25 protein-coding genes are annotated in these 23,429 nt (G+C 43.3%); 8 read left to right on the top strand and 17 right to left on the bottom strand.

Annotated elements, in window-relative coordinates; translation table 11 throughout:
- Nucleotides 1-26 precede the first annotated feature (26 nt).
- The 5 genes from PAP_RS00470 to PAP_RS10080 are packed head-to-tail and all read right to left on the bottom strand — an operon-like array spanning nucleotide 27 to nucleotide 3,894.
- On the bottom strand, nucleotides 27-452 hold the full coding sequence (locus PAP_RS00470; RefSeq protein WP_048164013.1) for a hypothetical protein: 426 nt from the start codon (nucleotides 450-452) through the stop codon (nucleotides 27-29).
- The gene (locus tag PAP_RS00465; RefSeq protein ID WP_144367975.1) at nucleotides 449-1,681 is read right to left on the bottom strand and encodes a DUF58 domain-containing protein; all 1,233 of its coding nucleotides are present in this window, start codon (nucleotides 1,679-1,681) and stop codon (nucleotides 449-451) included. Before PAP_RS00465 ends, PAP_RS00470 begins: the two co-directional genes overlap by 4 nt.
- Before the next feature lie 5 nt (nucleotides 1,682-1,686).
- Nucleotides 1,687-2,640: an AAA family ATPase gene (locus PAP_RS00460; protein WP_048164012.1), complete on the bottom strand. Its 954-nt coding sequence runs from the start codon at nucleotides 2,638-2,640 to the stop codon at nucleotides 1,687-1,689.
- Nucleotides 2,637-3,077, bottom strand: coding sequence for a hypothetical protein (locus PAP_RS00455; protein WP_048164010.1), 441 nt, complete (start codon nucleotides 3,075-3,077; stop codon nucleotides 2,637-2,639). Before PAP_RS00455 ends, PAP_RS00460 begins: the two co-directional genes overlap by 4 nt.
- Entirely contained in the window at nucleotides 3,064-3,894 is an 831-nt protein-coding gene (locus PAP_RS10080) for a DUF4129 domain-containing protein (protein WP_052649017.1), read from the bottom strand. Before PAP_RS10080 ends, PAP_RS00455 begins: the two co-directional genes overlap by 14 nt.
- Before the next feature lie 180 nt (nucleotides 3,895-4,074).
- On the opposite strand from PAP_RS10080, the gene PAP_RS00445 reads away from it, so the two are divergent.
- Complete coding sequence (locus PAP_RS00445) at nucleotides 4,075-4,569, top strand: DUF2118 family protein (protein WP_048164009.1); 495 nt, start codon at nucleotides 4,075-4,077, stop codon at nucleotides 4,567-4,569.
- Nucleotide 4,570: 1 nt separating this feature from the next.
- On the opposite strand, the gene PAP_RS00440 is transcribed toward PAP_RS00445, so the two are convergent.
- On the bottom strand, nucleotides 4,571-4,864 hold the full coding sequence (locus PAP_RS00440; protein ID WP_048164008.1) for a hypothetical protein: 294 nt from the start codon (nucleotides 4,862-4,864) through the stop codon (nucleotides 4,571-4,573).
- Nucleotides 4,865-4,994: 130 nt separating this feature from the next.
- Here PAP_RS00440 and PAP_RS00435 point away from each other — a divergent pair, with 130 nt between their 5' ends.
- Complete coding sequence (locus PAP_RS00435; protein ID WP_048164007.1) at nucleotides 4,995-5,471, top strand: FKBP-type peptidyl-prolyl cis-trans isomerase; 477 nt, start codon at nucleotides 4,995-4,997, stop codon at nucleotides 5,469-5,471.
- 18 nt (nucleotides 5,472-5,489) lie between these two features.
- Here the strand turns inward: PAP_RS00435 and PAP_RS00430 are convergent, their stop codons facing one another.
- The 5 genes from PAP_RS00430 to PAP_RS00410 are packed head-to-tail and all read right to left on the bottom strand — an operon-like array spanning nucleotide 5,490 to nucleotide 11,761.
- Nucleotides 5,490-6,398: a type II secretion system F family protein gene (locus tag PAP_RS00430; RefSeq protein ID WP_048164006.1), complete on the bottom strand. Its 909-nt coding sequence runs from the start codon at nucleotides 6,396-6,398 to the stop codon at nucleotides 5,490-5,492.
- Between the two features lie 6 nt (nucleotides 6,399-6,404).
- The gene (locus PAP_RS00425) at nucleotides 6,405-7,469 is read right to left on the bottom strand and encodes a type II secretion system F family protein (protein WP_048164004.1); all 1,065 of its coding nucleotides are present in this window, start codon (nucleotides 7,467-7,469) and stop codon (nucleotides 6,405-6,407) included.
- Nucleotides 7,470-7,478: 9 nt separating this feature from the next.
- Nucleotides 7,479-9,311, bottom strand: coding sequence for a CpaF family protein (locus PAP_RS00420; protein WP_048164003.1), 1,833 nt, complete (start codon nucleotides 9,309-9,311; stop codon nucleotides 7,479-7,481).
- Nucleotides 9,250-10,314: a hypothetical protein gene (locus PAP_RS00415; RefSeq protein WP_048164002.1), complete on the bottom strand. Its 1,065-nt coding sequence runs from the start codon at nucleotides 10,312-10,314 to the stop codon at nucleotides 9,250-9,252. The genes PAP_RS00420 and PAP_RS00415 overlap by 62 nt, the downstream gene beginning before the upstream one ends.
- Before the next feature lie 10 nt (nucleotides 10,315-10,324).
- Nucleotides 10,325-11,761: a DUF515 domain-containing protein gene (locus PAP_RS00410; protein WP_048164000.1), complete on the bottom strand. Its 1,437-nt coding sequence runs from the start codon at nucleotides 11,759-11,761 to the stop codon at nucleotides 10,325-10,327.
- A 101-nt stretch (nucleotides 11,762-11,862) separates the two neighbouring features.
- Here PAP_RS00410 and PAP_RS00405 point away from each other — a divergent pair, with 101 nt between their 5' ends.
- The 6 genes from PAP_RS00405 to trm14 all read left to right on the top strand — a co-directional run bounded on the left by PAP_RS00405 (nucleotide 11,863) and on the right by trm14 (nucleotide 16,909).
- Complete coding sequence (locus tag PAP_RS00405; RefSeq protein ID WP_048163999.1) at nucleotides 11,863-12,204, top strand: TIGR04076 family protein; 342 nt, start codon at nucleotides 11,863-11,865, stop codon at nucleotides 12,202-12,204.
- Nucleotides 12,158-13,231 carry a GTPase gene (locus PAP_RS00400; protein ID WP_048163997.1) on the top strand — a complete coding sequence of 358 codons (1,074 nt, stop codon included), beginning with the start codon at nucleotides 12,158-12,160 and terminating at the stop codon, nucleotides 13,229-13,231. The genes PAP_RS00405 and PAP_RS00400 overlap by 47 nt, the downstream gene beginning before the upstream one ends.
- 61 nt (nucleotides 13,232-13,292) lie before the next feature.
- A complete protein-coding gene (locus tag PAP_RS00395) occupies nucleotides 13,293-14,339 on the top strand; it encodes a substrate-binding domain-containing protein (protein ID WP_236626995.1) in 1,047 nt (348 codons plus the stop codon).
- A 38-nt stretch (nucleotides 14,340-14,377) separates the two neighbouring features.
- Nucleotides 14,378-15,085 carry an ABC transporter permease gene (locus PAP_RS00390; RefSeq protein ID WP_048163995.1) on the top strand — a complete coding sequence of 236 codons (708 nt, stop codon included), beginning with the start codon at nucleotides 14,378-14,380 and terminating at the stop codon, nucleotides 15,083-15,085.
- Entirely contained in the window at nucleotides 15,082-15,798 is a 717-nt protein-coding gene (locus PAP_RS00385; RefSeq protein ID WP_048163994.1) for an ABC transporter ATP-binding protein, read from the top strand. Before PAP_RS00390 ends, PAP_RS00385 begins: the two co-directional genes overlap by 4 nt.
- Nucleotides 15,799-15,835: 37 nt before the next feature.
- Nucleotides 15,836-16,909 (top strand): tRNA (guanine(6)-N2)-methyltransferase, encoded by a 1,074-nt coding sequence (gene trm14 / locus PAP_RS00380; RefSeq protein WP_048163993.1) that lies wholly within the window; start codon nucleotides 15,836-15,838, stop codon nucleotides 16,907-16,909.
- Here the strand turns inward: trm14 and PAP_RS00375 are convergent.
- The 6 genes from PAP_RS00375 to PAP_RS00355 all read right to left on the bottom strand — a co-directional run bounded on the left by PAP_RS00375 (nucleotide 16,906) and on the right by PAP_RS00355 (nucleotide 23,272).
- Nucleotides 16,906-17,583 (bottom strand): fumarylacetoacetate hydrolase family protein, encoded by a 678-nt coding sequence (locus PAP_RS00375; protein WP_048163991.1) that lies wholly within the window; start codon nucleotides 17,581-17,583, stop codon nucleotides 16,906-16,908. The genes trm14 and PAP_RS00375 overlap by 4 nt on opposite strands.
- A 67-nt stretch (nucleotides 17,584-17,650) precedes the next feature.
- A complete protein-coding gene (locus tag PAP_RS10390) occupies nucleotides 17,651-18,028 on the bottom strand; it encodes an aromatic amino acid transport family protein (RefSeq protein ID WP_144367973.1) in 378 nt (125 codons plus the stop codon).
- Nucleotides 17,985-18,707, bottom strand: a complete 723-nt coding sequence (locus PAP_RS00370; RefSeq protein ID WP_052649013.1) for an aromatic amino acid transport family protein — start codon at nucleotides 18,705-18,707, stop codon at nucleotides 17,985-17,987. Before PAP_RS00370 ends, PAP_RS10390 begins: the two co-directional genes overlap by 44 nt.
- Before the next feature lie 181 nt (nucleotides 18,708-18,888).
- Nucleotides 18,889-20,274 (bottom strand): hypothetical protein, encoded by a 1,386-nt coding sequence (locus tag PAP_RS00365; protein ID WP_048163990.1) that lies wholly within the window; start codon nucleotides 20,272-20,274, stop codon nucleotides 18,889-18,891.
- A complete protein-coding gene (locus PAP_RS10070; RefSeq protein WP_144367971.1) occupies nucleotides 20,271-21,446 on the bottom strand; it encodes a M1 family aminopeptidase in 1,176 nt (391 codons plus the stop codon). Before PAP_RS10070 ends, PAP_RS00365 begins: the two co-directional genes overlap by 4 nt.
- Nucleotides 21,447-22,120: 674 nt before the next feature.
- Nucleotides 22,121-23,272 (bottom strand): tryptophan--tRNA ligase, encoded by a 1,152-nt coding sequence (locus PAP_RS00355; RefSeq protein WP_048163988.1) that lies wholly within the window; start codon nucleotides 23,270-23,272, stop codon nucleotides 22,121-22,123.
- Nucleotides 23,273-23,429 lie beyond the last annotated feature (157 nt).

The following is a 23,429-nucleotide window of genomic DNA, read 5'->3' as shown; positions in this document are numbered from 1 at the left end:
CCCATCGATTATATCCGAAGACCCCTTTATTTAGTTTGCCCATGTTCTATCAGGAGTGAGATACCATAGAGCACCAAGAGCATAAGAGCTGCTATCATGGTAACCTCTAAGGGAGGCATTATAGGTGCTAGGAGCACAATCAACGCATAAGCCGGAAAAGTCAAAGATATCGCCAACGTAAGAATCAAGTAGTGTTCTTTTGGAGCACTGTGCCTATCCATTTGGGCACTCTCTATAAGGAGTAATGCTAAAGAAACAAGAGCAACACCATAAAAACCGCCTATGCGATAGTAAATCAAGAGGATAATAAACGGAATCAAAAACAGGACACCCAAAGTGTACGATAGAAAACTCCCAAATGAGAAAAGAGCTAGCTTGAAGAGAGGAGTGCCGTATGTCAGGAACAGCAGCAGAAAGAAAGGGATTATCGAGAACTTAACTTTGAATTTCATACTTTAATCACCTCTGAGACTGCGCTTTTCAAAGGCTTGTGAATATCCCAATCAACTATCAACGCATAGGCAGCCAGCTTGCTGAGCTTAACTTTTCTATTGAGAAGAAGAATTCTTTTAGCGAGCTCTTCCTCCTTGGTTTTTGGCTTTATGGTGGAGTAGGGGTTGGGGCTTATTACTATAACATTGTAGCCATAATGATAGAGCAGCTTGACTGCTTCCATACCTTCCTCAGTTATTAGAGGTGAAAAGTATAGTATTTGAGCCCTCGCCGGGAAGCGGGTCTTTATGATGTGCTCTACTTGATAGGCTATCATGTTGTTCTTGTCAGGCTTAGCTATGCTCAAGAAGTCTATGCACTTAAAAAAGTGCCTCTTTCCGTAGTCTATTCTTATCCACATAGGCACTTCCTCAGATATCAAAAGCCCAAAGCTCGTACCGTTGTTTAAAGCATCCAGCATAAAGGAAGCAGCGGCTCTCACCAAATGGTCAAAGACTTCTTTGCCCTTGTAGGTTGCATCAACGATTAAAACAACATCAATTTTCCTCTCACTCTCATACTCGTTGCTCATTATTTTACTCATCTTTGCGCTTGCCTTCCAGTTTATAATTTTTAGTGGGTCTCCAGGCTGATATTCGCGGATGGCGTGGAACTCAACGCCTTCGCCAACCCTTGGGGATGGGAGCGGCCCAACCGTTACCTTAGTTCCTTTGGTGGAGTAGGGAGTCACCACTTCCTCAAGCTTTGGAACACCCACGATTTCGTTGAAGTGCTCTATTGTTTTGGATATGAAAAAGAAGCCAAATGGGTCTTGATACTCAATCCTAACCTTTCCAAACTTGTGGATTCCTCTCTTTATCCTAACCTTGTAAGACAGCTCTTTTTCTTCACCTCTTCTCAATGAAACCACAAACTCTCGATTCCCTTCAACAAGCTCAAGGTCGTTAGGGATGTCCTCTATTATTCTCAAACTGGGTATCCTCTCTTTTGCTTTTAGTTTAAGCTTTATCTCAACTATATCCCCTTCAAGTATGCGCTCATTAGGAACCGTTCTCACCACTTCCACATCAAGGGAAGGTTTGAAGAAGATAACTGCCACAAAAAACAGCGTTATTATAGGGAGCGTTAAATAGGCCATCTCCCACCGAACAAGTCCAAAAGCAGCGATTATGCTAACCCAAAGTGCAAAAAGCAGGAGTGCAGCTTTAGACGTCGCCATAGGCTTCATATGCATCACTCAAACTTAGGCACTGGAACTTTTTCCAAAATCCTCTCCATGACTTTCTCTTGGGAAACGTGGAGGTACCAAAGCTCTCTCTTAAGTATAAGTCTGTGGCTTAATGCTGGAATCGCAACGGCTTTAACATCATCGGGGATAACATAGTCCCTGCCGTTCAGCGCAGCATATGCCCTAGAAAGCTTCATCAAAGCTAAGCTCCCTCTCGGAGAAGCCCCTATCTCCACGTTCTTCTTATCGCTCCGTGTGGCTTCTATTATATCAACTATGTAGTCCAAAATAGCGTCACTTATGTATACTTCCTCAATCCCCCTCCTCATCTCCACAACATCTTGGGGGGAAACCACAGGGTTTATCTCAACTTCATCCCTCTTTCTTTCAATTCTTCTCTTTAAAATCTCAATCTCCTGGCCTTTCGTTGGATAGCCCACTCTAAGCCTCACTAAGAACCTGTCCAGCTGGGCCTCGGGGAGGGGATAAGTTCCCTCTTGCTCTATGGGATTTTGCGTTGCTATAACTACAAAAGGAGCTTTTAGTGGATATGTTCTACCCTCGATTGTCACTTGTCTTTCCTGCATTGCCTCTAGCAAAGCACTCTGTGTTTTTGGAGGAGCACGGTTAATTTCATCCGCTAAAAGGATGTTTGTAAAAATCGGCCCCTTCTTGAACTCAAACTCGAGGGTCTTTTGGTTGAAGACGCTAACACCTAGTATATCCGAGGGGAGCAGATCTGGCGTAAATTGCACTCTCTTAAACTCCACTCCCAAAGCCTTAGCAAAGCTTTTCGCCATCAAAGTTTTTGCTAATCCAGGCAAGTCTTCAAGGAGTATATGGCCATCAGCTAGGATTGTTGTCAATATCAACCTCAAAACTTCCTCTTTTCCGACTATAGCCTTTTTAACCTCGTTTAGTATAAGATTGCCTTTCTCAGATACTTCTTCAACCCTCATTCAAATTCACCCCTAATCCTCTTTAAATCCTCCTCAATGAAGTCCAAGGCCTTCTCAAGGTTCTGCAAAAAGTCTCCTTCAGAGCGAAGAACTTCCAGAGCCCTGTTGGGACTCTTCCTAATATCTTGGAGGCTTTTCTCCTCTGCCAGTGCATATATCTCCACAATTTTATTTTCAATCAAGTTTTGAGCCGTTTTGCCCTTTTTAGCGAGCTTTACTAAATCGGTAAGCCTCTGAAACTCGCTCTTTCCTATCTGAACAAATTCTTTCTTTTTCTTTCTTTCCCCATAGTATACCTCCGCTTCGACTAGGAACGCAGTGAGCAGGATCAGAGATGCTATTAGCACGGAAAGCCATCTAAGGGGATAAGAACCCGCTACTCCAGCTACAATTAAAAAAGGAACCGCTAGCACCCAAAGGCTCCTAAACCTCAACATTTTCACCTCGAATTATCCTATAAAGATTATATGCCGTTTCAGCATCTTTCATTGTGACTCTCTCTGGAGCATATTTTGCTTTCTCAAAAAGTGAAGTTAGGTTTTTGAATGCTTCTCTCTTGTGCTTAACAAAACTATAGTGCTCCCAGTGAGTCCAACTAGCTTTGTATGGGACCCCCAAAACCTCAAGCCAAAGAACTGCTTTTTTATAAAGCTCAACTACAATATCCTCAGGCTTCCCTATGAATTTTATCCCCTCTTCTTCAATTTTCCTGTCAAAATTCTCCAGCTCCCTCTTCATTCGCTTTATCCTCATCGCTTTGTGGAGTCTGACTATCATTATTCCTGAAAAGACAATTATTGTCCCAAAGAGGAGAAATAAAGTGATGAGGCTTACCAAAGAGTCGCTCATAAAGGCCCTTTTAACCAACGGGGAATAGTTCACAGCTTTATTTGGGATGTAGCTCCCACTGAACGAGGAGGTTCCATTGAGGGCGGTTGCATTTTGAATGGGACGGAGCTTGGGCCTGCCGATTAAGAAGATGACCAAACCAAAGCCAAACACGACGGCGTAAGCTAGGAGGGTTAGCCAGGCGGAGCGGTCTTCTTTTGGCTTTTGTTGGAAGGGGTCACGCATAATCAGGAAGAGAAGCACCAAGAATATAGCGGCCAATATTACTGTTATAAGAAAAGCTGTTGTGCTTATAGTGCTGAAATCCCTGTGAACGCCCTCCTCTCCATAGCCAACTGTATGAGATGTTAAAGCCGACATAAGGATTATGAGTGCAATGAAGTAAAGTACTGCCTTAGTTCCCATTTTAATCCAGAGTCAATAGGCAGTCGAAACCTTAAATAGTTTTCGGAAATCAAATATCCTTTTTTCAGTTTATTTTAGGTATTTTTACGTCCTTTTCCAGCCCCAAAGTTTTGCCTAAAGTTTGAGCATTTATCTAAAAAGCTAAATACCCTCGGGATGTAGTTAAGGTGGGTGAGAAAGATGGAGAAGATGCCAATGCTATTTGTGGAAAAAAGCTACGATGAATGTTTTGAAGAAGAAAAGGCAAAAAACGAGTGCATTATTATTCAAGACAACATTGAAGTCAAGCTCTCAAAAGGGGATAAGCTACCAAATTTCATAGACAAGAACAAAGCAAAATTTTTAACAAAGGAGGTTTATGACAGGTTTCATTTATACGTAGACAAAAACGAAATGAAAATGCTTAGAGATGCAATAATTGTCTTACCAGGCAGGAGAACCCAAATCAAGCTCAAAAAAGGCGACAAATTAATGATACTCCCTGTTGAAGGCTTTGTGTCTACTCTCATAGCTGGCGTAGGAAACAGAGTCAGAAAGAGCGATGCTTTTGCAGCCGTAACAACAAAAAAAGGAGAAGTACACTATTTAAAACCACCTAAAAGCGGCGTAGTTGTCTACATAGATGAGTTCACAAACAGGCCCCACTATCTATACTACCTGCTTCCAGAGGAGTAAATCACTCTGTAAGCCCTTCTATCATTGATTTTATGTTGTCCCTTATCCTAAGCTTTAGTGTATCCATCCTATCCATTCCCTGTATCGTTCTCGTGTTTTTAGGGCTCGTAATTATGAGTGACCACAGGTAAACTCCACCCTTCTTCTCTTCACTTTGAAACATCGCTAGAAATCTCCAGTTTTCTGCTGAAACTTCCAAAATTTCCACACTTCTATTGCCAAGCTGGGTGGAGTAAATCTCATTCACCTTCAGATCCTTAAACTCCTCCCTAAGCATATCCAAAAAATATCCCATGTTTATATCACCAATTAAATATATTTTACTCCTCCTTTATATTCCTTTCCCAAAAATGTGTACTATTGACCAAAACCGTTATAAGGCTAAGCGCCAACTAAAGTTGAATATTTAAGTTGTGGTGAAAGAAATGAAAGTTGAGAAAGGAGATTTTGTAGTTTTTAACTACATTGGAAAGTTTGAAAACGGGGAAATTTTTGATACAAGTTACGAGGACATTGCCAAGGAAGCTGGCATCTTTTTAGAGGATAGGACGTACGGTCCACTTGGCGCTAACATTGGTGTTGGGGAGCTGATTCCCGGCCTAGATCAAGCTTTACTCGGAATGGAAATTGGTGAAAAGAAGACCGTTACAGTGCCACCGGAACTCGGATATGGCATGCCAAGGGAAGACTTAATCGTGGATGTCGCAAAGGGAGAGTTCGAACAAGTTGGACTGACTCCCGAAGTCGGCATGTATGTAATGACAGACAGTGGGATTGCGAAGATTAGTGAAATTAAAGAAGAGAGTGTTTCGCTCGACTTCAACCACCCATTAGCAGGGAAAACACTCATCTTCGAAGTTGAGATAGTCGATATCCAAAAAGAAAAAGCTGAAGAGGAGTGATTCCTCTTTTTAACTTTTCTACAGCCCTATATTTACCATGCCGACTAGCTCAAAGAAAAGAACCCCCATAACAGCTAAGCCCGCACTATACTTTAAACCAGCTGAGAATTTGCCCTCTCTTATTACCCCTATTCCCAGCCCCGATACTATTGCTTGAAGAGCTACAAAACCCATCAAGATGAGTTTTATTGAGTCTAAAGGCAATGTGAAAGTGTTTGCTGCTATCATTGCCTCTATAATCTGTGGAACAATACCTAGAATTATCGGACCTACCACCCCACTTGCCACCATAAAGAACATAGTCTGCATTCCTGTAGAGGATTTCCTCTCTCTTTGTATTCTTAATATTTCACGAACATCGTTAGCGACAGAAACGAGAACATCCGCCATTGGGGCACCTCTCTCAAAGGCTTCAATGACAATCATCATAGACCTGTAAAGAACTTTTGACTTCCGATTACGGAAAGCAAAAGCTTTCAAAGCATCTATAGTGGGCCTACCCTTTTTAATCTCCGAGACGGTTTTCTTAAATTCTTCAGTCAAGGCCCCAAATCTTGCAGTTGTCAACTCTTCTAAAGCTTCGCTAAATGAAATTCCTGCCCTCAGCGAGCTAGCCAAATAGAAAAAAGCATCAGGGATCATTTGTTCCATCTCTTCTATCCTCTTGGCAGTTCTCCAATAGGGATAGAAAAATCCTATTCCTCCAAACACTGCTACAAAAGCTCCAACCCCATACAGGGGATTAAATATGGCTAGAACTATTCCAGCTAGGATAGCGATCAAAATTGTAACTGTTAGATACTCCGCAGCCAAAAATCTAATGCCAGCAGCGTATAAATAGGCATCGTATTTTTTAATCCATTTCTCTGGAATTACTCTTCTCGTTACTTTAACTAAAGACAATAAAATTGATACTTTACGTGCCATAACCTATCACCTTGGCTCCCTACGCTTTATCATAATAACCATGAGCAGAGACATTGAGGGAAATCCAAAGAGTAAGAGCACTGCCATTCCTTGAACTGGGATTACTAGTGTTTTAGCCATCGCTGAAGCTGCCATTATTGCTACGATGAAAAGGGTAGGCATAACAACACTCAAGAACATGTAAATAAATGCAAATCCATTTATTTTTTGAACATAATCAAGAAGCTTCATCCGATATTCAAAGGAAAAGTCTTCAGCAAGTTTGTATAGGATGTCCGAGAGGTTTCCACCAAATTTAATTGCCCTAAGGATTTGTTTGACAACTCTACTTACACTCTCTGAAGCCATTTTTTGCTCAAATCTCGTCAATGCATCCTCAAAAGAAGCACCTGAGCGCATATCTCTTATAATAAGCTCAAACTCCTCTGAAATTGGGCCATAATCTGCTACCGACACGGAAAGCATAGCCTCAGCAATACCAACACCAGCACTCAGCAGAGAAGCCATGTGCCTCAATACATAAGGCAGAGCTTTTTCTACTTCATAGAGTCTAGCTCTAAAGACAAGCTTTGGGTAGTTCCTCATGTACAGAAATCCAAAGATAAAACCAAGTAATCCAATTAAAATCGATATATCAAGCGGCATCTCCATTAATATGGCAAAAATAAATGCAAAAATAGTCATTACAATTGATACAACTATCATTTGGGCCACAAATTTCTCCTGAGTTGTCCTAATATTAGCTCTGTATAAATCATAGTCAAGACCCTTAATATACTGGGTAAGAGACTCAACAGGGCCTCTAAAGTACTTTAAAAGCCCCTCCGCAAGTCTTGCACTAAATGGTTCTTGAACTTCCGTTTTTCTCCACTCTAATATTTTTTCAATTTCCTTCTCAGCTTTGCTCTCTTTTTCCTTCTCTACCTCCTTCTGCATTTGCTTAAGCAACTTTAGCCTCTCTTGTATAGTGGCTCGTTCTGGAATACGCCGCAATACCCTAGTCTCACTCACTTCTAGAGTCCTTTCTCCAATTTTCTCCAAAAAATGAATAAATTTATCGCCAAGTCCCATTTGATCACCCTAACTTAACTTTTGGGCCCTTTGAGCGAGCTCTACAGTACTATCTCTCTCTATCTTCTTTATTAGGTCTTCAGGACTTATGTAGAACTCTTTTATGTAATAGCCCACTTCCTCTATGTCCCTAATTCCTCTTTCAATCATCCAATCAAGAACCAGTTTTCTCTTCTCTTTTTCAATCTCAAGCTCAAGTGGCGTCATTCCTGTGTGCTGGGATAATATATTCATGAACCTGCTTGGGACGCCCGTAGGAACGAGTTCATCTTTAGCAGGATCGTACTTGTAGAGCTTGTTTAACTGGACGCTTTCTCCCTCAATTCCAGAAACTTCAGCAATCTCCGTAATCCTTCTAATGGTTCCCTTCTTTCTGCTGTGGAATCTAACTAGCATAAGTATAATGTCCAACGCGGGTATCATAATCCTAGGAACGTTCATCGGTGGGCTTTCAAGCCTAACGATGGTCTCTCTTGCGGAGTTTGCGTGGATAGTACCCATACAACCGTCATGCCCTGTGTTCATGGCTGTAAACATCGTTCTTGCCTCGGGACCTCTAACCTCACCCACTATAATTCTATCGGGACGCATACGCAAAGTGTTCTTAACTAGATCATCCATTGTGACTTCTCCCTTTCCTTCAATGTTTGGAGGTCTTGTCTCAAGCCTTACCCAGTGCTCGATTGGAAGTTGAAGCTCCGCCGTATCCTCTATACTTATAACTCTTTCACTTGGTGGGATAAACATTGCCAAGGAGTTGAGGAGTGTAGTTTTACCCGAACCAGTTCCACCAGAAACCAAAACGTTTGCTGGCTTTACTCCAAGCCCATCCACCATTATCCACAGCATAGCTGCTATATCCGTGTTCAGCGTACCGTATTTTATAAGGTCTATTACCGTCAAAGGATCTTTTTTGAATTTTCTAATTGTTATTGTGGGACCCTCTAAGCTTATTGGGGGAATAGTCGCGTTAACACGAGAGCCATCTGGTAAACGGGCATCTAAAAGCGGGCTCTGTTGGTCAATTCTCCTTCCAATTTCCCTTGCAATACGCTCTATTATGTTTAATATCTCCTTATCATCCTTGAAAACAATGTTCGTCTTACACATGTTAAATCTTCTATGCCACACGTAGACAGGTTTGTTAGTACCAATTACCATAACTTCCTCAAGGTTGTCGTCCCTAATTAGTGGATCCAATCTCCCATAACCAATCATGTTTTGGACAATAAGCTCGGTAATAACCTCTATTCTACCCTCCGAGAAAGTTGGAGCCATTTCTTTTACCATGGCCCTTACAGCCTTTAGAAAAATCCTTCTTCTTTCCTCCACATTTGGAATACTTTCAGGGTCAAGTTGGATCTCAACAATGGCCCTATCCCTTGCCATTTTAAGGAGCCTTTGTTCCTCGCTGCTTAGTTCTGGAATCCGAATTTCATAAATAGGTACAGGCTCTCCTTTAATTCTGATAATACGAACGTTTCCATACGCATCCAATACTTTAACTTCACCGGTAGTAGCAGAAGGTAGTTGAAAAGATTCAGTCTCTGGCTTTCCCAATAGTTCTTGTAAACTTAAGCCTCCCCTTTTAGTGGGAGAGGGTAGGGGAGGACCTGCTTTTGAAACATCAGTTTTTGCTTTTTTAGTTAATAATACTTCCTCTTTGCCGGGTTTTTCACTGCTTAATATATCAAATAAGCTGGAGGGTTTAGGTGGGAGCTCCTCTTTACTAACTTTAGGTTCCTCTCTTTTAATTAGCGTGTCTAAGGGAGTATTCTCACTACCTAATATCTCTTCTATCCAAGATAAACCAGATTTCTTTTTCTTTTTGTCCTCCAACAGGACTCACCTTCCCGCGGTTATTCCATTTAACACGATAGCTTATTTCAACTTTATCTCCTCCCAACCAAACGATCCATATGGGATAGTCAAAAGAAGGTACAGAACTTTGCTTAATTTGTGGAGGTTCATTCTTAACCGTTTTTCCAACTAATAAAGTGTTAGTTAAGGAATACATTTTGAATTTTTGGGCGGGTTTTTTCTGCTCTGTATCCATTTTCTGAGTAATCGGCTTCATATTGAAGTATTCCGGTAGGAAATCGTTTATATACTCTTTAAACATCATTGTGTAGTCTGGAGTAAAGTCATAGGTCTTTGCACCCTCAAATATTACAGGCATTCCAACGGCAAAGTACGTTCTAAAGATACTGCCATCCTCATTGGGAACATTTTTCAAAACTAGCGTGATTTTCCCCTCAAACTTAACTACATTTATGTATGCATCAATTTTGAAGATTTTATCTAACGTGTAGTATTTTTGTGGATAAACGATTATCTGCGGATATATTGTTTCATAGAAGATGCTCTCTTCGGGGCTTTGAAATAAAGCACTAAATACTGGAGTTTTATTATAGTAACCAGCAGAACGGTTACTATAAGCTATATCAGCAAAGTTTTGATAGTCTTCAACAGTTAAGTTAACTGGCCAAGCTTCAACAGCTTTAATATTCACCTTAACTGTTTCGTACGGTTCCATCCAAAATCCTAGATAATAATTAAGCATGTTTTTACTTAAGTTATAATCAATTAGTATCGAATCCCCAACAGAGCCAATTATTGCTAATGAGTCTCCTTCTTCTCGCATTATAGTGTAATTATAAGCAGGATTGACCAAAACAAACTTATCAAAAGGCCCTCTATTAATTAAAGTTACATTTAAATCCATCAGCACATAAGCTTGAATACCAATATTATTATACTGCCCTGGATTAGGAAGAGGATATACATCAGCAACTACAAATGGAGAGAGAAGTAAAAACACAAAAAAGAAAGAAAGTTTTTTCATTTTTCTCACCTCACCCAATCACTTTTGCTATGTACAGCTTATCCTTGTAGGTAAGTATATCTGAGACAAACTCTGAAGGAACTTCTATTATCACTAGCACGGGTGTACTTGGGTCTAATGCCAACATCTTCGTTGCTTGTTCTAGCTCCATAATCTTCCATCCATACATATCCAAGGATTCCTTAACTTCATCAGGTGCTACTATCTTATTAGCTGCAATGGCTTTTAGAATTTCCCCAAGATTTACGTTGTAGTTGTATGAAGCACTTGAGGATTCTGAAGATGTCTGCCCACTTGAATACTCTTCATTCTCCTCTGTCGATTGAGAATTTGATATAGTTGATGTTCCCGGTTTGTATGTGGTAGACTCTGAGGTGGTCTGGCTGTACTTAGTTGTAGACTGGCTCGTATAGGCGTTGGACTCAGATTGAGCCTCGCTCACAGAAATTGTACCGGCCTGTGTGGGTAGGAGCACAAGATCCACAAAACCCTCATCAACGATTTTCATATATATATTACTAGTGTTCTTTGCAAACACCTGTATTTTCTCACCCGGCTGGAGGTAGCCGCCCACAACGCTTTCTCTCGTAAGAACCAGAGCAATTTTAACCATCTCAGCTTTCTCAATTGTGTACTTTAAAAGCTCACTATAGTCAGTAATCTTGCTTATCTCATATTTTGCTTCGACTTTTGTGTATATACGCTTTTCTCCATTCCTTTTCAAGATAACTTTTTGAGATGGAGTAGAATCTATGATGTAGTAATAGTACTTCCTCCAAAGATCTACAAGATACGGAGTAGGATCAACTTCGCTTATCTCTTCTTTAGATTGAGCTTTATTTATACTGTCTTTTAAGGAGTTTAAAGTGGTTATAACTTCATTTTTCAAATCTTCTGGTAAAGGCTGGTTCAGTAGGGGACTAAATTCCAATTCCACTTCAGCAAGCTTCTCACTCTTGGCTTTATTAATCTCCTCCTGTGCTTTTCTTTGAGCTTCCAATTCTTGTTCTCTTTTGATTTCTGCAACTCTAGCTTCATATGCAGCTTTTACATCGATTTGAGCCAGCTCGTCTATACTTTGGGCAGCCTTAATCTTAACAATCAATTGGTTTTTCACAGGGTCATCACTCAAATTTCCTTTGAAGTAGGCATTAACCTCATTAAGCTTAGCATTTTTAGCAGCCTCTAACTCCCTAGCTGCCTTCCCTTGCATATACATATAAGCAGCGGCAATAGATATCAACAAGATTATAGTAACCACTGCGGCTCCTATCAAAATTCTCTTTCTTCTCTCCCTCTCTCTCAGGCTCCCAATCCTAGAAGGCTTTTTAGGGGGCCTTTTAGGTATCCTAGTAGGTTTTAAGGGGGGAGCTGAAGATTCAGGTTCCGCGGCAGCTTTACCTAGCTCCCTCAACCTTTTAATTTTTTCTTCTATATTCTCAGACACGTTACGCACCACCATGAGAGTTATCCCTAAATCAAAAATATTTGTACCAATCCTAAATTATTAATACTCCTACAAACCTTATTTAAGTTTCGGTGAATATCGTGGAAAAATTAATAATTAGGGTAGTAGAGATTAGAGGAAAATGCCCAGTTTTTAAAGTAGGGCATAAAATAGTTATAAAAGGTCCAACAATCATTTTAAAAGAGACCGATGCAGTATGCACTCATGCTTTTGCATCACTGCTACCATATATAGTGGCACTGCGTAAAGGTATTAATCCCCCCGAAATAGGGCTTGGAACGGGAGAGAAAGCTTATGTTCAATGTCTCGATCCTGGGCCGCCATACACAGAAGGTGGGACTGTGATATTTGAGATAACGCGAGAGAGTGATGGGGATGAAGCAGAAGAAAGCGTGGGGAGTAGTAAAGGAAGTAATAAATGAAGCTGACATTGTTATTGAAGTTGTTGACGCGAGAGATCCTATTGGAACGAGAAACGAAAAAGTGGAACGCTTAGTTAAAGAGAGCGGGAAAGAACTCTTAATAGTTATGAATAAAGCAGATTTAGTGCCCAAGGCGTGGGCGGAAGAGTACAAGAGAAAGCATAAAGATGTCTCAATAGTTTTCATAAGTGCAAGAGAACATCTCGGAACAGGAATACTGCGGAGAGAACTTAAAAAACTAGCTAAAAAACTTCCAAAAGGAGAAGAGGAGAGAGTGAAAGTTGCATTGGTGGGCTACCCAAACGTCGGGAAAAGCACAATAATAAACGTCCTAAAAGGGAAGAGAGCTGTAGGGACAGCACCGATCCCCGGCTACACCAAGGGCAAGCAGCTCATAAAGCTCTCAAAAAAGATTTGGTTAATAGATTCACCCGGTGTCGTGCCCATAGATGACTTTGACGAACTCGTTATTAGAGGGGGATTTCCAGCGGATAAGATAGAAAACCCCGTGAAGCCCGCATTAAAACTCATTAGAAGAATTTTAGAGACGAGAAAAGAAGCTCTAACTGAGAGATATGGAATAAAGGAGTTTAAGAGCGAAGAAGAGATTTTAGAAGGCATAGGGCGGAGAAAGGGCATAATAAGAACAGGTGGGGAAGTAGATTTAGAGGAAACAGCACGCTACTTCTTAAGAGAATGGCAAACGGGAAGATTCAACCTATTTGGGGGCGATGAGAGGAAAAAAGACGATATCATATACGACTTCGAGGATATATTGGATGAAGTAGAGAGGGAGCTTTTACTCGACCCAAGAAGAATCATTTGGAAGTTTAAGAATGAATTGGAGCCGAGTAAAGTTAAGAAAGTCGGTTTTAGAGAGGTAGAGGAGTTCATTGTGGGTATTGCAACAGGATTTAAGAAGTGCCACGGAGGAGTAAAGCTTTTGGAGGAGCTTACGGGTAAGAAGGTCATAGCGAGCGAGTGCTTTGGAGGAAAGTGGAAGGGAGTGGTGGCGATTCTGGGATGATGTTGTTAAATAAAAGCGTTTACATTTGTACAAAATGTTTATAAATCTTTTTTCCCACCTAGTGAGAGGTGAGCACGTTATGAATAAGAAGGTTGCAGTTTTTGCTGTCCTTTTGATTATTGGCGTGACGTTCGGGTGCATTGGGAGCTCTCCTCAGGAGACAGACACTTCCGAGAAGCCAAAAGTCTTAACAATTTCGACGACAACAAGCTTGTACGACACTGGAATCCTAGAGAATATTGTTGCACCGGCGTTTAAGGAAAAATACAACATCGAGCTGCGTTTCATACCTAAAGGGACAGGTGGAGCAATAATGGATGCAAAGAACGGGGCAAGTGATGCGATTTTAGTCCACGCGCTTTCCAAGGAGCAGGCGTTTATGGAAGAAGGTTACGGGGTCAACAGAAAGGTCTTCGCGTACAACTTCTTCGTAATCGTCGGGCCAAAGGACGACCCGGCAGGAATCAGGGGATTGAGCGTTACCGAGGCCCTTAAGAAGATAGCGGAGTATGGAAAAGCCCACCCAGACCAGCCCGTGTGGGTCTCAAGGGACGACGGTTCGGGTACCAATACAAAGGAGATAGCCCTGTGGAAAGCAGCAGGCTTTGACTTTGAGGAGCTCAAGAACGAGAAGTGGTTCGGAACAACAGGGTCAGGAATGGGGAACACCCTCCTCTACACCAGCGAGAGAAAGGCCTACACCCTCTCGGACATTGGAACATACCTCAAATATCAGAAAGAGGGCAAAATAGATCTGGACGTGCTCGTTGACAAAGGGGAGCAGCTCATAAACGTGTACGCCATAATCATAATAAACCCCGAGAAGATTGAAAGCAAGGACTTTGATGGTGCAATGCTCCTGGCCAAGTGGCTCACCTCCGAAGAGGGACAGAAAGCAATAGCTGAATACGGAAAGAAGGAGTTTGGAAGGGCCCTCTTTTACCCCGCGATTCCCGTGCTGGAGAAGAAGGAGGGAAACGTCTTTAAGTGGATGCTCAAATACGGCTTCATGAAGGACGGGGACAGCTACACGGAGTGCCCATCAAAGTTCCGCCACAACGCCGCATACGACTTCTTTGAGTTCCCGGCTACAGTGGTGGAGGGTTAATATTTTTATTTCCCCCATATTTATTGGGAGGACGCGGAATGGCATGGGACTACATACTTCAGGGATTTTCAGAGGCCCTCGGGCTTATAACCGAGCCTTACGTGGTAGAGATAGCCCTTAGGTCAATAAAGGTCTCGGGGATAGCCACAATAATGGCCGTTGCATGGTCACTTCCCCTCTCCATGCTGATAGGCCTTAAAAACTTCCGCGGAAAGTGGCTTGTTAAGACCTTTGTTAACGGACTTATGGGGGTACCTACTGTTATCTGGGGCTTGATACTCTATCTTTTCCTTGTGCCAAAGGGGCCTCTCGGGGGACTAGGGCTCCTCTACACCGAGATGGGAATAAGCTTCGGGCAGGCTTTACTCATAACCCCCATAATCATAAGCATAGTCGTGAACTCACTGGAGACCATTGAGGAGGAAATAAGGGAGCTCGCTCTGACCCTCGGCGCGGACGAGATAAGAGCGTCCCTCCAAGTGGTCTTTGAGAGTGCCGGAGGAATAATACTCGCGGTGATAGCCGGGTTCAACAGGGCTATTGCTGAACTCGGAATAGCACTGATGATAGGGGGAAACATCTACGTAAGGGGAGGCTACTACAACACGCGCGTCCTTACGACCGCAATCCAGATGTACACAGTGAGGGCTGAGATGAGCATAGCCATAGCCCTCGGAATAATCCTCATGGGCATAGTCTTGGGGGTGAACCTTCTCTCAAACCTCATCAGGAAGTGGCTGTCATGAGCTTCGTTAAGGTTGTTGGACTGACAAAGAGCTATAACAACTCAAAGGCCCTCGATAACGTGAGTCTGGAAATCGAGAGGGGCGAAATATTCTGCATAATGGGGCACAGCGGGGCCGGAAAGACCACACTTCTCAGAGTTCTCGCACTTCTGGAAAAGCCAGATTCCGGAGAGTATTATTTTGACGGGGAAGAGGTTGACTGGAACGACAGCCTCAGAAAGAGCATCACCATGGTCTTCCAGATACCCGTGATGTTCAACACAACGGTCTTTAAGAACGTCGCCTACGGGCTTAGGATAAGGGGATACCCAAAATTGGAAATAGAAAAGAAGGTGAGGGACGTCCTCAGGCTTGTTGGGCTTGAGGGCTATGAAAACCGGAAGGCAAAGTCCCTCTCCGGCGGAGAAAAACAGCGCGTGGCCATAGCGAGAGCGATAGTCCTTGAGCCCAAGCTACTGCTCATGGACGAGCCAACGGCAAACCTTGACCCCACAAACTCGGCAATAATCGAGGAGATAGTGAAGGAAATTGTTAGGGAAAATGAGACAACGATAGTCTTCTCCACACACAACCTCTTTCAGGCAAAGCGGCTGGCCCACAGAGTGGCCCACATCCACAGGGGTAGAGTTGTGGAGGTCGGAAACACAGAGGAAGTCTTTGAGAAACCAAAGAATGAGATAACGAGAAAGTTCATCAGCGGTGAGCTTTTCTGAGCTAAAGCTTATAACCCCTTACCCGGTATTCTGAAGCATGAAGCTCATGCTCACGACATCCAGAGGTATTGAAGATCTCGCCAGAAAGGAGGTCGAGGGACTGTTAAGGAAGAGGGGCGTTAAAGTCACAGTTAAGGAAAAGCCCCTCGAGGTAGAAGGAAGATTGTTGGCAGAGGTAGAGGAAAGCTTTTATATCGATGAAAAAGGAAAGAAGCGGACACTCGAGGTTGCGACACTTTTGAACGAGAGATCACGGCTTTTGCATAGAGTTATTATTCATATCGCTTCAGCTAAGCTGAAAACGCTCGAAGAGATTTATGATTTCGTCTACAACCTTCCTATCGAGAAGTATGTTAAGGTGAGCGAGAGTTTTGCCGTCAGAGGCTTTAGGAAAGGAGAGCATGAATTTACGAGCCTTGATATTGCGAGAAGTGTTGGGAGTGCAATCCATGATAGACTTTCAAGGTATGGAACGCCCAAAGTTAACTTGAACCACCCAAGCGTTATTTTTAGGGCTGAACTCGTGGGAGATGCCTTTTTCTTGGGAATTGACACTACAGGGGATTCTTCGCTCCACAAGAGGCCTTGGCGCGTTTATGATCACCCAGCGCATCTAAAAGCTTCTATAGCAAATGCAATGATTGAGCTTGCCGAGATTGATGAGAACGCTTCAGTGATTGACCCTATGTGCGGCAGTGGAACGATACTAATTGAACTCGCGCTTAAGGGGCATGAAGGGGCAATCATTGGAATCGATAAATACATGAAGCACTTGAAAGGAGCGGAAATGAACGCCCTAGCTGCTGGGATTCTTGACAAAATTAGGTTCATCCACGGCGACGCGACAAGGCTGAGTAAATATGTGGAGAGTGTTGACTTTGCGTTGAGCAATTTACCCTACGGCCTTAAAATTGGGCGCAAGAACCTAATTCCAGAGCTCTACATGGACTTCTTCGCCGAGCTCTCAAAGGTTTTGGAAAAGCGGGGGGTATTCTTAACTACCGAGAAAAAAGCGATAGAGGAAGCTTTTGAAGAGAACGGCTTTAAAGTAGAGCACCACCGCTTGGTCGGACATGGCGGCTTGAGAGTTCACCTCTATGTTATTAGTTAGCACAAAATGGAGCGCTCATTTAGCACCTCCTCTTTTAAAACGCCAATTCCCTCAATCCAGGCCTCCACAACATCGCCGTGCCTAAGAGGACCTACGCCTTCAGGAGTTCCCGTTGCTATTATATCTCCTTTTTCAAGCGTCATTATGCTCGAGACGTAGCTTATTATTTCGTCGATTTTGAAAATCATCTTGCTCGTCCTCGATAGTTGCCTGACCTCGCCGTTAACTTTTAGCCCAATCTCCAAATCGCTCACATCTATTTCGCGTTTATCCACTATTCTAGGTCCAATTGGGGCAAATGTGTCAAAACCCTTAGCCAAAGTCCAAGGAAGACCTTTCTTCTTCGCTTCCCACTGCAGGTCTCGAGCAGTTATGTCCATAAAAACTGTGTAGCCCAAAACGTAGTCCATTGCTTTGGTTTTTGGAATGTTTTTGCCCCTCTTGCCAATGATTACTGCTAATTCAACCTCATGATGAACCTCTTTGCTTTTTCTTGGGAGTATAATGGTCTTGTCTGGCCCAATTAGCGAAGAAGGTGGCTTTAAAAAAATTACGGGCTCTTGTGGCACTTCATGACCCAACTCTTTAGCATGCTCCTCATAGTTTCTTCCGAGACAGATTACCTTGCTCGGCCTGAGTTCATAAAAACCGTCCCTAAAGGGTAAGCGTATCATGCCATCACCAAAGGAAGAAAGGAAGGAAAGAATAAATGGTTTGCCCTCAGCTGACCTCCACTTCTCTCTACCTAAAGAACGCAGGCCTAAGCTTATAAGTTATGTAAAGTACCACAGGCATTATTATGAAGGCCATGAAATCGCCTGTGCTTCCCGCAGCTCCTAAAACCTCAACGAAGTCTCTAATTCCACCCATGTAGAGTGCCAATGGTGGAAGGACTGTTATGGCCCATGCGAGCTTTCTATTCATCTTTAAGTACTCTTCCATGTTGTCCAATTGAGCCAAGCCAAGGCCTATGTAGCTCGTTAGGATAGCAAAGATTGGGATTAAACTTCCAATGAGCATTCCTGTTCTTCCATAGAGCTGCTCGAGGGCTTGAGTCGCTATTTGGGGAGTATTCTCACCAAAGACTAAGAGGAATGAGGCCACGAAGAGTGAATACATTATGGCGGGAACTAAGGAGTGAATACATTATGGCGGGAACTAAGAAAGCCAAGAGCAACACTTTTTTGGCCTCTCTATAGTTCCCAAGCCCTTTGTAGATGTCTGGAACTATTGTGTGGCATCCGAATGCAAATATAGCAACTCCAAAGAGCGTTACGAGCCCTTCGCTCCCCATATAGAATGCATTTTCCACCTTTGCGTGGGGTATGGCCATTGCTGCAACTATCATGAAGAGAATCATTAAAACACCGCTCAAAATTAGCTCGCTCCTTCCTGACATCTCCAATCCTCTATAAATTATGAGGCTCGCAAAGGCCCAAAAGATTAATGCACCTATCTCCTCGTTTATGCCAAAGAGGTTCGCGAAAACACCTCCTCCACCAGAGATATAAGCTAATAGAGCACCATAGCTCATTAGAGAAACGCTTGCAAACATTATTACTCCTCCAGGCCTGCCAAGTATTTCCTTAGCTAACGTGGACATCTGCTTTCCGCCGTTCTTTGCTGAAAGCTCAAGGACAAAGAGAGCAGTTACGTACATGACGAGAGCGACAATGAACATGACACCTATGCTTGGGATTAGACCTATTTTTCTCGCCGCATAGGGCAAACCTAAAACACCAGCCCCGATTTGAGTTCCTATTGCTAACGCAAGTGCCTCGTTCCTACTCAACGCCATTTTACCACCTCCAGAAACATGAAAGCTTTTCGGAGGTAATAAGCCTTGCTCTATGTAAAGACAAGCCTTTAATGAAATAAAACAAACGTCCATCTGCACGCATGTACACAGGTGACAAAAAGGGGGGATCGAGGCATGAAAGAATTTTCAGAGAAAAGTCAAAAAAGCCGAAAATTGCATTCTACGCTTTTTTACCCCGTGACACAGCTTCAAACCCAAATACTAGGACATAGAGGAGCACGGAAACTATTACCGTCACAATGACAAAGACTAGGGAGACAAATAGGGCATAGCTCAGGCTCACAAGCCCCGCAATGCCCGCAAATATCACCATCAGAAATGGCAGCATGAGCAATAAGAACAGATAGCGCATCTTTTGGAGTGTTAAAGAGGATAGAAGCGCAAGGGCCCACAAAATAATTATCTTAGCAGACACTTGAAGTGAAGAGGGCCCGTCCTCAGAGATAAGAGCAAGAGGAATAAATACAACAAGAGACGCTGTTAGGCTCAAAGCTACGTCTCTACGCCTTATCCTTTTGAAGTTCAATGCAGGTATTAGAGCGTAAACCAAGAGCAGGAGAGGAAATATCCCGTCTTGGGTCACGATGCTGTCCCACAGGCTTACAGGGTTGAGTACACCGTAATAAATTTTTGCGGCCAGAAATATACCTCCCAAAGTGCCCGGCTTTTCACCGGAAGGAAGATAAATATGACCGTTCACTTCTGGAAAAAGATATTTAAAGATCCCTGCCTCTAAAATAGAAACCTCTGTAAACCTCTTTTCACTCGAAAACTTTAGGGCGGGGTCACCAAAGAGTACCACCTTTGGGCTAACTCCAATCTTCATGAAGTAGGCATTGTTTATCTGGACGAGCTTGCCGAGGGAGTAATTTGAGAGCCAGAGTTCTTGTGGTAGGTATGATACACCACCCATGTCTGTTGAAGCAACTACCGCCAAAGAGCCGCCCGCGAGTAAGTCCAAAACTAAGGGTTTGCCTGTTTTCCAAACTTCTCCAACACTGCACGACTCAAAAATAAATGCCTTTCCCTTTGGATTGCCCATGTGCTCCCTATCAAAGCGCCATGTGATTAAGTCCACACCGAGAGGGTCGCCGTGCCCATATATCCAGATAAGAGATGCATTTTGAGAGCGTGTTAGATACTCTCCATAACTCATTCCATCCCTCCTGACAAAGAGCGCCGCACCGGACATGGGGGAGGTTAAGCTCTTAACCCATGATTTGAATCCATCTTCACTATTTACGGGATAAAAACCTAAGATAGGGTTGTAAATTCCATCTCCATCAAAATCGAGGCTGTCATAAAGAGAATAGACAAAATCAGCGCTGAACTTTGAGTAATCCACTACAAATAAAGCGTAATCACCGTCTTGGAGAAAGCTCAGGTTTGAGAAGTCAGAGACTATTAGAGTGCCGTTGTGAAAGTCGGCAATTTTCTGAGCGTAAGGTTCTAAAGTGGCCAAATCTTCGTCCAAGATTACATAGTAGCCGGCTGAAGTGAGAGGGGAGAGAAGAAGGAGAGTTAAGAGAACCAAAACCCTCCTCATTCAACTATCACCTTTATCCCATTCACATCATATTCTTTGTTCTCATTCACCATCCATTCGTTTGGGTCGAGAATAATCCTCATAGGCTTGGCATCGAGCTTAAAGCTGACTTCAGCGCTTCCGTTAACCCATACAGTTTTGTCTATGAATCTGCCGTCCTCTGTGACGGTTCTTATCTCAAGAGGCATTATAAAGTTGCTGGTGTCGGTTATAGTGAACGTGAGGCTGTAGCTTCCGCTCTCGCTACTCAGCGTGAGGTTTTCAATCTTGTAGTCTGGCAACTTTGTGGAGTTGAACCACTCCTCAAAGAACCAGCCAAGATCTTGACCGCTGACGTTCTCGAAGACTACCTGAACAGTCGTGAGATCACAGTAAGTTCCTTGGCAATCTCTAAGCAGGTCTTCAAGGGCACGATCGAAGGTTTCCCTGCCCATAACCAGTTCCAACGAACGAAAGGCGAAGGCCGCCTTGTTGTAGATCATCGCAGTAACAGCCGGGTCAGAGTAACCCCTCGAACGCAAATCGAGGGCACTAGCTATGTTTATCCGGGAGTGATATCTAATAACCTCCTCTTCCACCTTTTGAAAGAAGTATTTTCTGTGGCCAAATACATCAAGCATTCTCCACTCAAGGTAAGTCGCAAATCCCTCATTCAGTCTGCCGAAGTTTGCGTAACCACCGAACCAGAGATGGGCGAGTTCGTGGTAGAATATGTTGATGTCAGAATTGACGAGCTTTGACATTCCTCCAACACAGTCGATAACAATCAGGCCATAGCGTCCCCAGGTAAGCCCTTTGAAGTCCCTCCCCACCGAACCAAGCCTAAGGAGTATATACACATCATTCACTAGCGTCACGTTGAGCCACTTGTAATAGTAGGTCAGCGTGCCAGTGATGTACATCTCTGCCGTGGGCCAGTAGAGGTCGCGATAACAGGCTTTGGGAATGAAAACATGAACGCTTATGTTGCTTGCAGTGAGATCTTTTCTCACGTAGAGACCACCGATGAAGAAAATATAGTTAGAGCGGGAGAAGTTGACGTTCTCAAGGCTAACTGAAGAGTTAAAGACACCTTCGTAGGGGACAAAGACCATACTTCCATTCGGGACATACAAAGTGACATTCAAAACATCGTCCAGTGGGGAAATGAACCACTGAGTAATCGGGCTCATTATATACTGGATTATTCCATTCGAGACGAAGTAACCGTAGTCGAGTTTATAAGCGAGCCTTCCGCGGAGAGTCTCCTTAGAACTCGTGAAGTTAAGGAAGTAAACCCGGTAGGCCCAACCTGTTCCGGAAAGGGTTCTCACGTAGTAGTGAGCCCTACTGAGATTAACTAAAACATCTTCAATCGTGAGGTTAAGCCAAAGGACACGACGATTGTTAGGGTAGGCAACAAAGACAAAGAGGGGGTTCTGTCTGGAGACGTTGCGCACAACAAAAGAGAAGTTTCCGGTAACGTAGTGCTCACCATCAAAGCTCACGCTAAGATTCCCGTCAATGCTGTAAGACGGGCGATATTTCTGGGTGATAAGGGTGTAGAGCTGTTCGATGGTTATCTCAAAGGCTCTCGGTTTTTCAGGATAGAGAAACTCCACAGATCCTTCATGTCCTTCCATGTAAGAGGAAGTAACGGACGTGATACTACTTTCTGTTGGAGAGCTTGATGTCACTGAAGTCGTTGAACTTGCCGGCGTATTGCCTTCACCCAAACAGGCACTCACAAGAACCACAGCGATCAGCATGAGAGCCAGAATTGGGGCTTTCTTCATTTTTACCCCCTGCAAGAATAAAACGTGCACAAATATAAAAAGTTTTCGAAAAGGGAGCAGAGGCCCGGAAATTAATCCCTCAAAGCCTCGGGAATGGATTTGTTCCACTGCTCCTGCGCGAGCTCGCCGGTGTACTTGAACTTCTCTATCTCCTCTTTGGCCTTTTCACGCCTTTTTTGGTGCTCCCTTAGGAAGTTTTGAACCCTTTCTATGAGATAGCGTTTGCACTGACCGCATAAAAGCTCTCCGCCCTTACAAGCATGGTAGCGCTCAATTAGTGCTTTGTCATCACTTTCAAAGAATATCTCGAGCCACTTAAAGACGACACACTTGTCTGGATTTCCTCCTTTTTCACGCTGCTCCTTTAAGGTGGGCTGACCCCCTGTTAAGGCGTACTTCCAAATCTTTTTTCCTGCTTCCTCTGGAGTATCCGTTAGATAAATAGCCGTTTCTGGCTTTGAAGCACTCATCTTTCCTTCCACACCCATTAAACCAGGCACGAATTTGGAGTGGATGGCAGCGGCTTTATAATAGCCGAGACTCTCGGCAAAATCCCTTTGAATCCTCCAATAGGGATCTTGATCTATTGCAGCTGGTATCAATGAACGTCTCTTCTCAAAGAACGTTGGTGCTGCTTGAATCGCGGGATAGAATATCATTCCAATTTTGCTCTGGTCTGTGAAGCCAAAGACCGCTTTGGCCATTGAGTAGTTAACTTTCTTGGCTATTGGGATGGCCATCTCATATATCTTCGTGAATTCGCTGTCTTGGAAGATGAACGTCTTATCTGGATCAAAGCCGACCGCTATTATGTCAAGTATATTTTCGTAAGCCCACCTCTTGGTCTCCTCAAATGTGAGCTTAGGCTTGAAGAGGAACTTCTCATCGTCTGTGATTTGAACGTAAAGGTTAACACCAAACTTCTCTTGGAGCCACTTTGTGGCGAAGAAAGGAATTATGTGACCTATGTGCATAGGACCCGAAGGACCTCTTCCTGTATAGAGGAAAAAGCCCTTGCCTTCTTCGTAGTCTTTGAGCACCAAGTTATAGTCTCTGTGGGAGAAAAAGAACTTCCTCCTGAAGTAGAGGGGAAGCTCACTCTTCGTAAGTTCCTTGGTTTTCTCTAAAAGTTCGTTCGTTAATGGAGTCGTCCCAAATTCCACTATTAGCTTGTCGTAGTCTACTAAACCCTCAACGTCCCATGGCGTAACTTTAAAATCCATTCAAAACACCTCCAAAGCCAATAAACACTAACCAAAAGAGAACAGCATTCAATTTACCAGAGCCAAAAACAATCACCGCACATGGGTTTAGGATGGGGGAAAGAACATTTAAAGTTTTCTATCGAAAAAGTTTTTAATAGTCACATCAATGTTAAAT

This window comes from Palaeococcus pacificus DY20341 (genome assembly GCF_000725425.1).
In the GTDB taxonomy this organism is placed as follows: Archaea; Methanobacteriota_B; Thermococci; order Thermococcales; family Thermococcaceae; genus Palaeococcus; species Palaeococcus pacificus.
The sequence above is the reverse complement of the archived record's forward strand: the minus strand, read 5'-3'. Positions and strand labels throughout refer to the sequence as shown.

Bases quoted from the DNA above. Each gene is read 5' to 3' on its own strand.
- PAP_RS00470 (WP_048164013.1), bottom strand. From the start codon at position 452: ATGAAATTCAAAGTTAAGTTCTCGATAATCCCTTTCTTTCTGCTGCTG.
- PAP_RS00465 (WP_144367975.1), bottom strand. From the start codon at position 1,681: ATGAAGCCTATGGCGACGTCTAAAGCTGCACTCCTGCTTTTTGCACTT.
- PAP_RS00460 (WP_048164012.1), bottom strand. From the start codon at position 2,640: ATGAGGGTTGAAGAAGTATCTGAGAAAGGCAATCTTATACTAAACGAG.
- PAP_RS00455 (WP_048164010.1), bottom strand. From the start codon at position 3,077: ATGTTGAGGTTTAGGAGCCTTTGGGTGCTAGCGGTTCCTTTTTTAATT.
- PAP_RS10080 (WP_052649017.1), bottom strand. From the start codon at position 3,894: ATGGGAACTAAGGCAGTACTTTACTTCATTGCACTCATAATCCTTATG.
- PAP_RS00445 (WP_048164009.1), top strand. From the start codon at position 4,075: ATGGAGAAGATGCCAATGCTATTTGTGGAAAAAAGCTACGATGAATGT.
- PAP_RS00440 (WP_048164008.1), bottom strand. From the start codon at position 4,864: ATGGGATATTTTTTGGATATGCTTAGGGAGGAGTTTAAGGATCTGAAG.
- PAP_RS00435 (WP_048164007.1), top strand. From the start codon at position 4,995: ATGAAAGTTGAGAAAGGAGATTTTGTAGTTTTTAACTACATTGGAAAG.
- PAP_RS00430 (WP_048164006.1), bottom strand. From the start codon at position 6,398: ATGGCACGTAAAGTATCAATTTTATTGTCTTTAGTTAAAGTAACGAGA.
- PAP_RS00425 (WP_048164004.1), bottom strand. From the start codon at position 7,469: ATGGGACTTGGCGATAAATTTATTCATTTTTTGGAGAAAATTGGAGAA.
- PAP_RS00415 (WP_048164002.1), bottom strand. From the start codon at position 10,314: ATGAAAAAACTTTCTTTCTTTTTTGTGTTTTTACTTCTCTCTCCATTT.
- PAP_RS00400 (WP_048163997.1), top strand. From the start codon at position 12,158: ATGAAGCAGAAGAAAGCGTGGGGAGTAGTAAAGGAAGTAATAAATGAA.
- PAP_RS00390 (WP_048163995.1), top strand. From the start codon at position 14,378: ATGGCATGGGACTACATACTTCAGGGATTTTCAGAGGCCCTCGGGCTT.
- PAP_RS00385 (WP_048163994.1), top strand. From the start codon at position 15,082: ATGAGCTTCGTTAAGGTTGTTGGACTGACAAAGAGCTATAACAACTCA.
- trm14 (WP_048163993.1), top strand. From the start codon at position 15,836: ATGAAGCTCATGCTCACGACATCCAGAGGTATTGAAGATCTCGCCAGA.
- PAP_RS00375 (WP_048163991.1), bottom strand. From the start codon at position 17,583: ATGATACGCTTACCCTTTAGGGACGGTTTTTATGAACTCAGGCCGAGC.
- PAP_RS10390 (WP_144367973.1), bottom strand. From the start codon at position 18,028: ATGTATTCACTCTTCGTGGCCTCATTCCTCTTAGTCTTTGGTGAGAAT.
- PAP_RS00370 (WP_052649013.1), bottom strand. From the start codon at position 18,707: ATGGCGTTGAGTAGGAACGAGGCACTTGCGTTAGCAATAGGAACTCAA.
- PAP_RS00365 (WP_048163990.1), bottom strand. From the start codon at position 20,274: ATGAGGAGGGTTTTGGTTCTCTTAACTCTCCTTCTTCTCTCCCCTCTC.
- PAP_RS10070 (WP_144367971.1), bottom strand. From the start codon at position 21,446: ATGAGCCCGATTACTCAGTGGTTCATTTCCCCACTGGACGATGTTTTG.
- PAP_RS00355 (WP_048163988.1), bottom strand. From the start codon at position 23,272: ATGGATTTTAAAGTTACGCCATGGGACGTTGAGGGTTTAGTAGACTAC.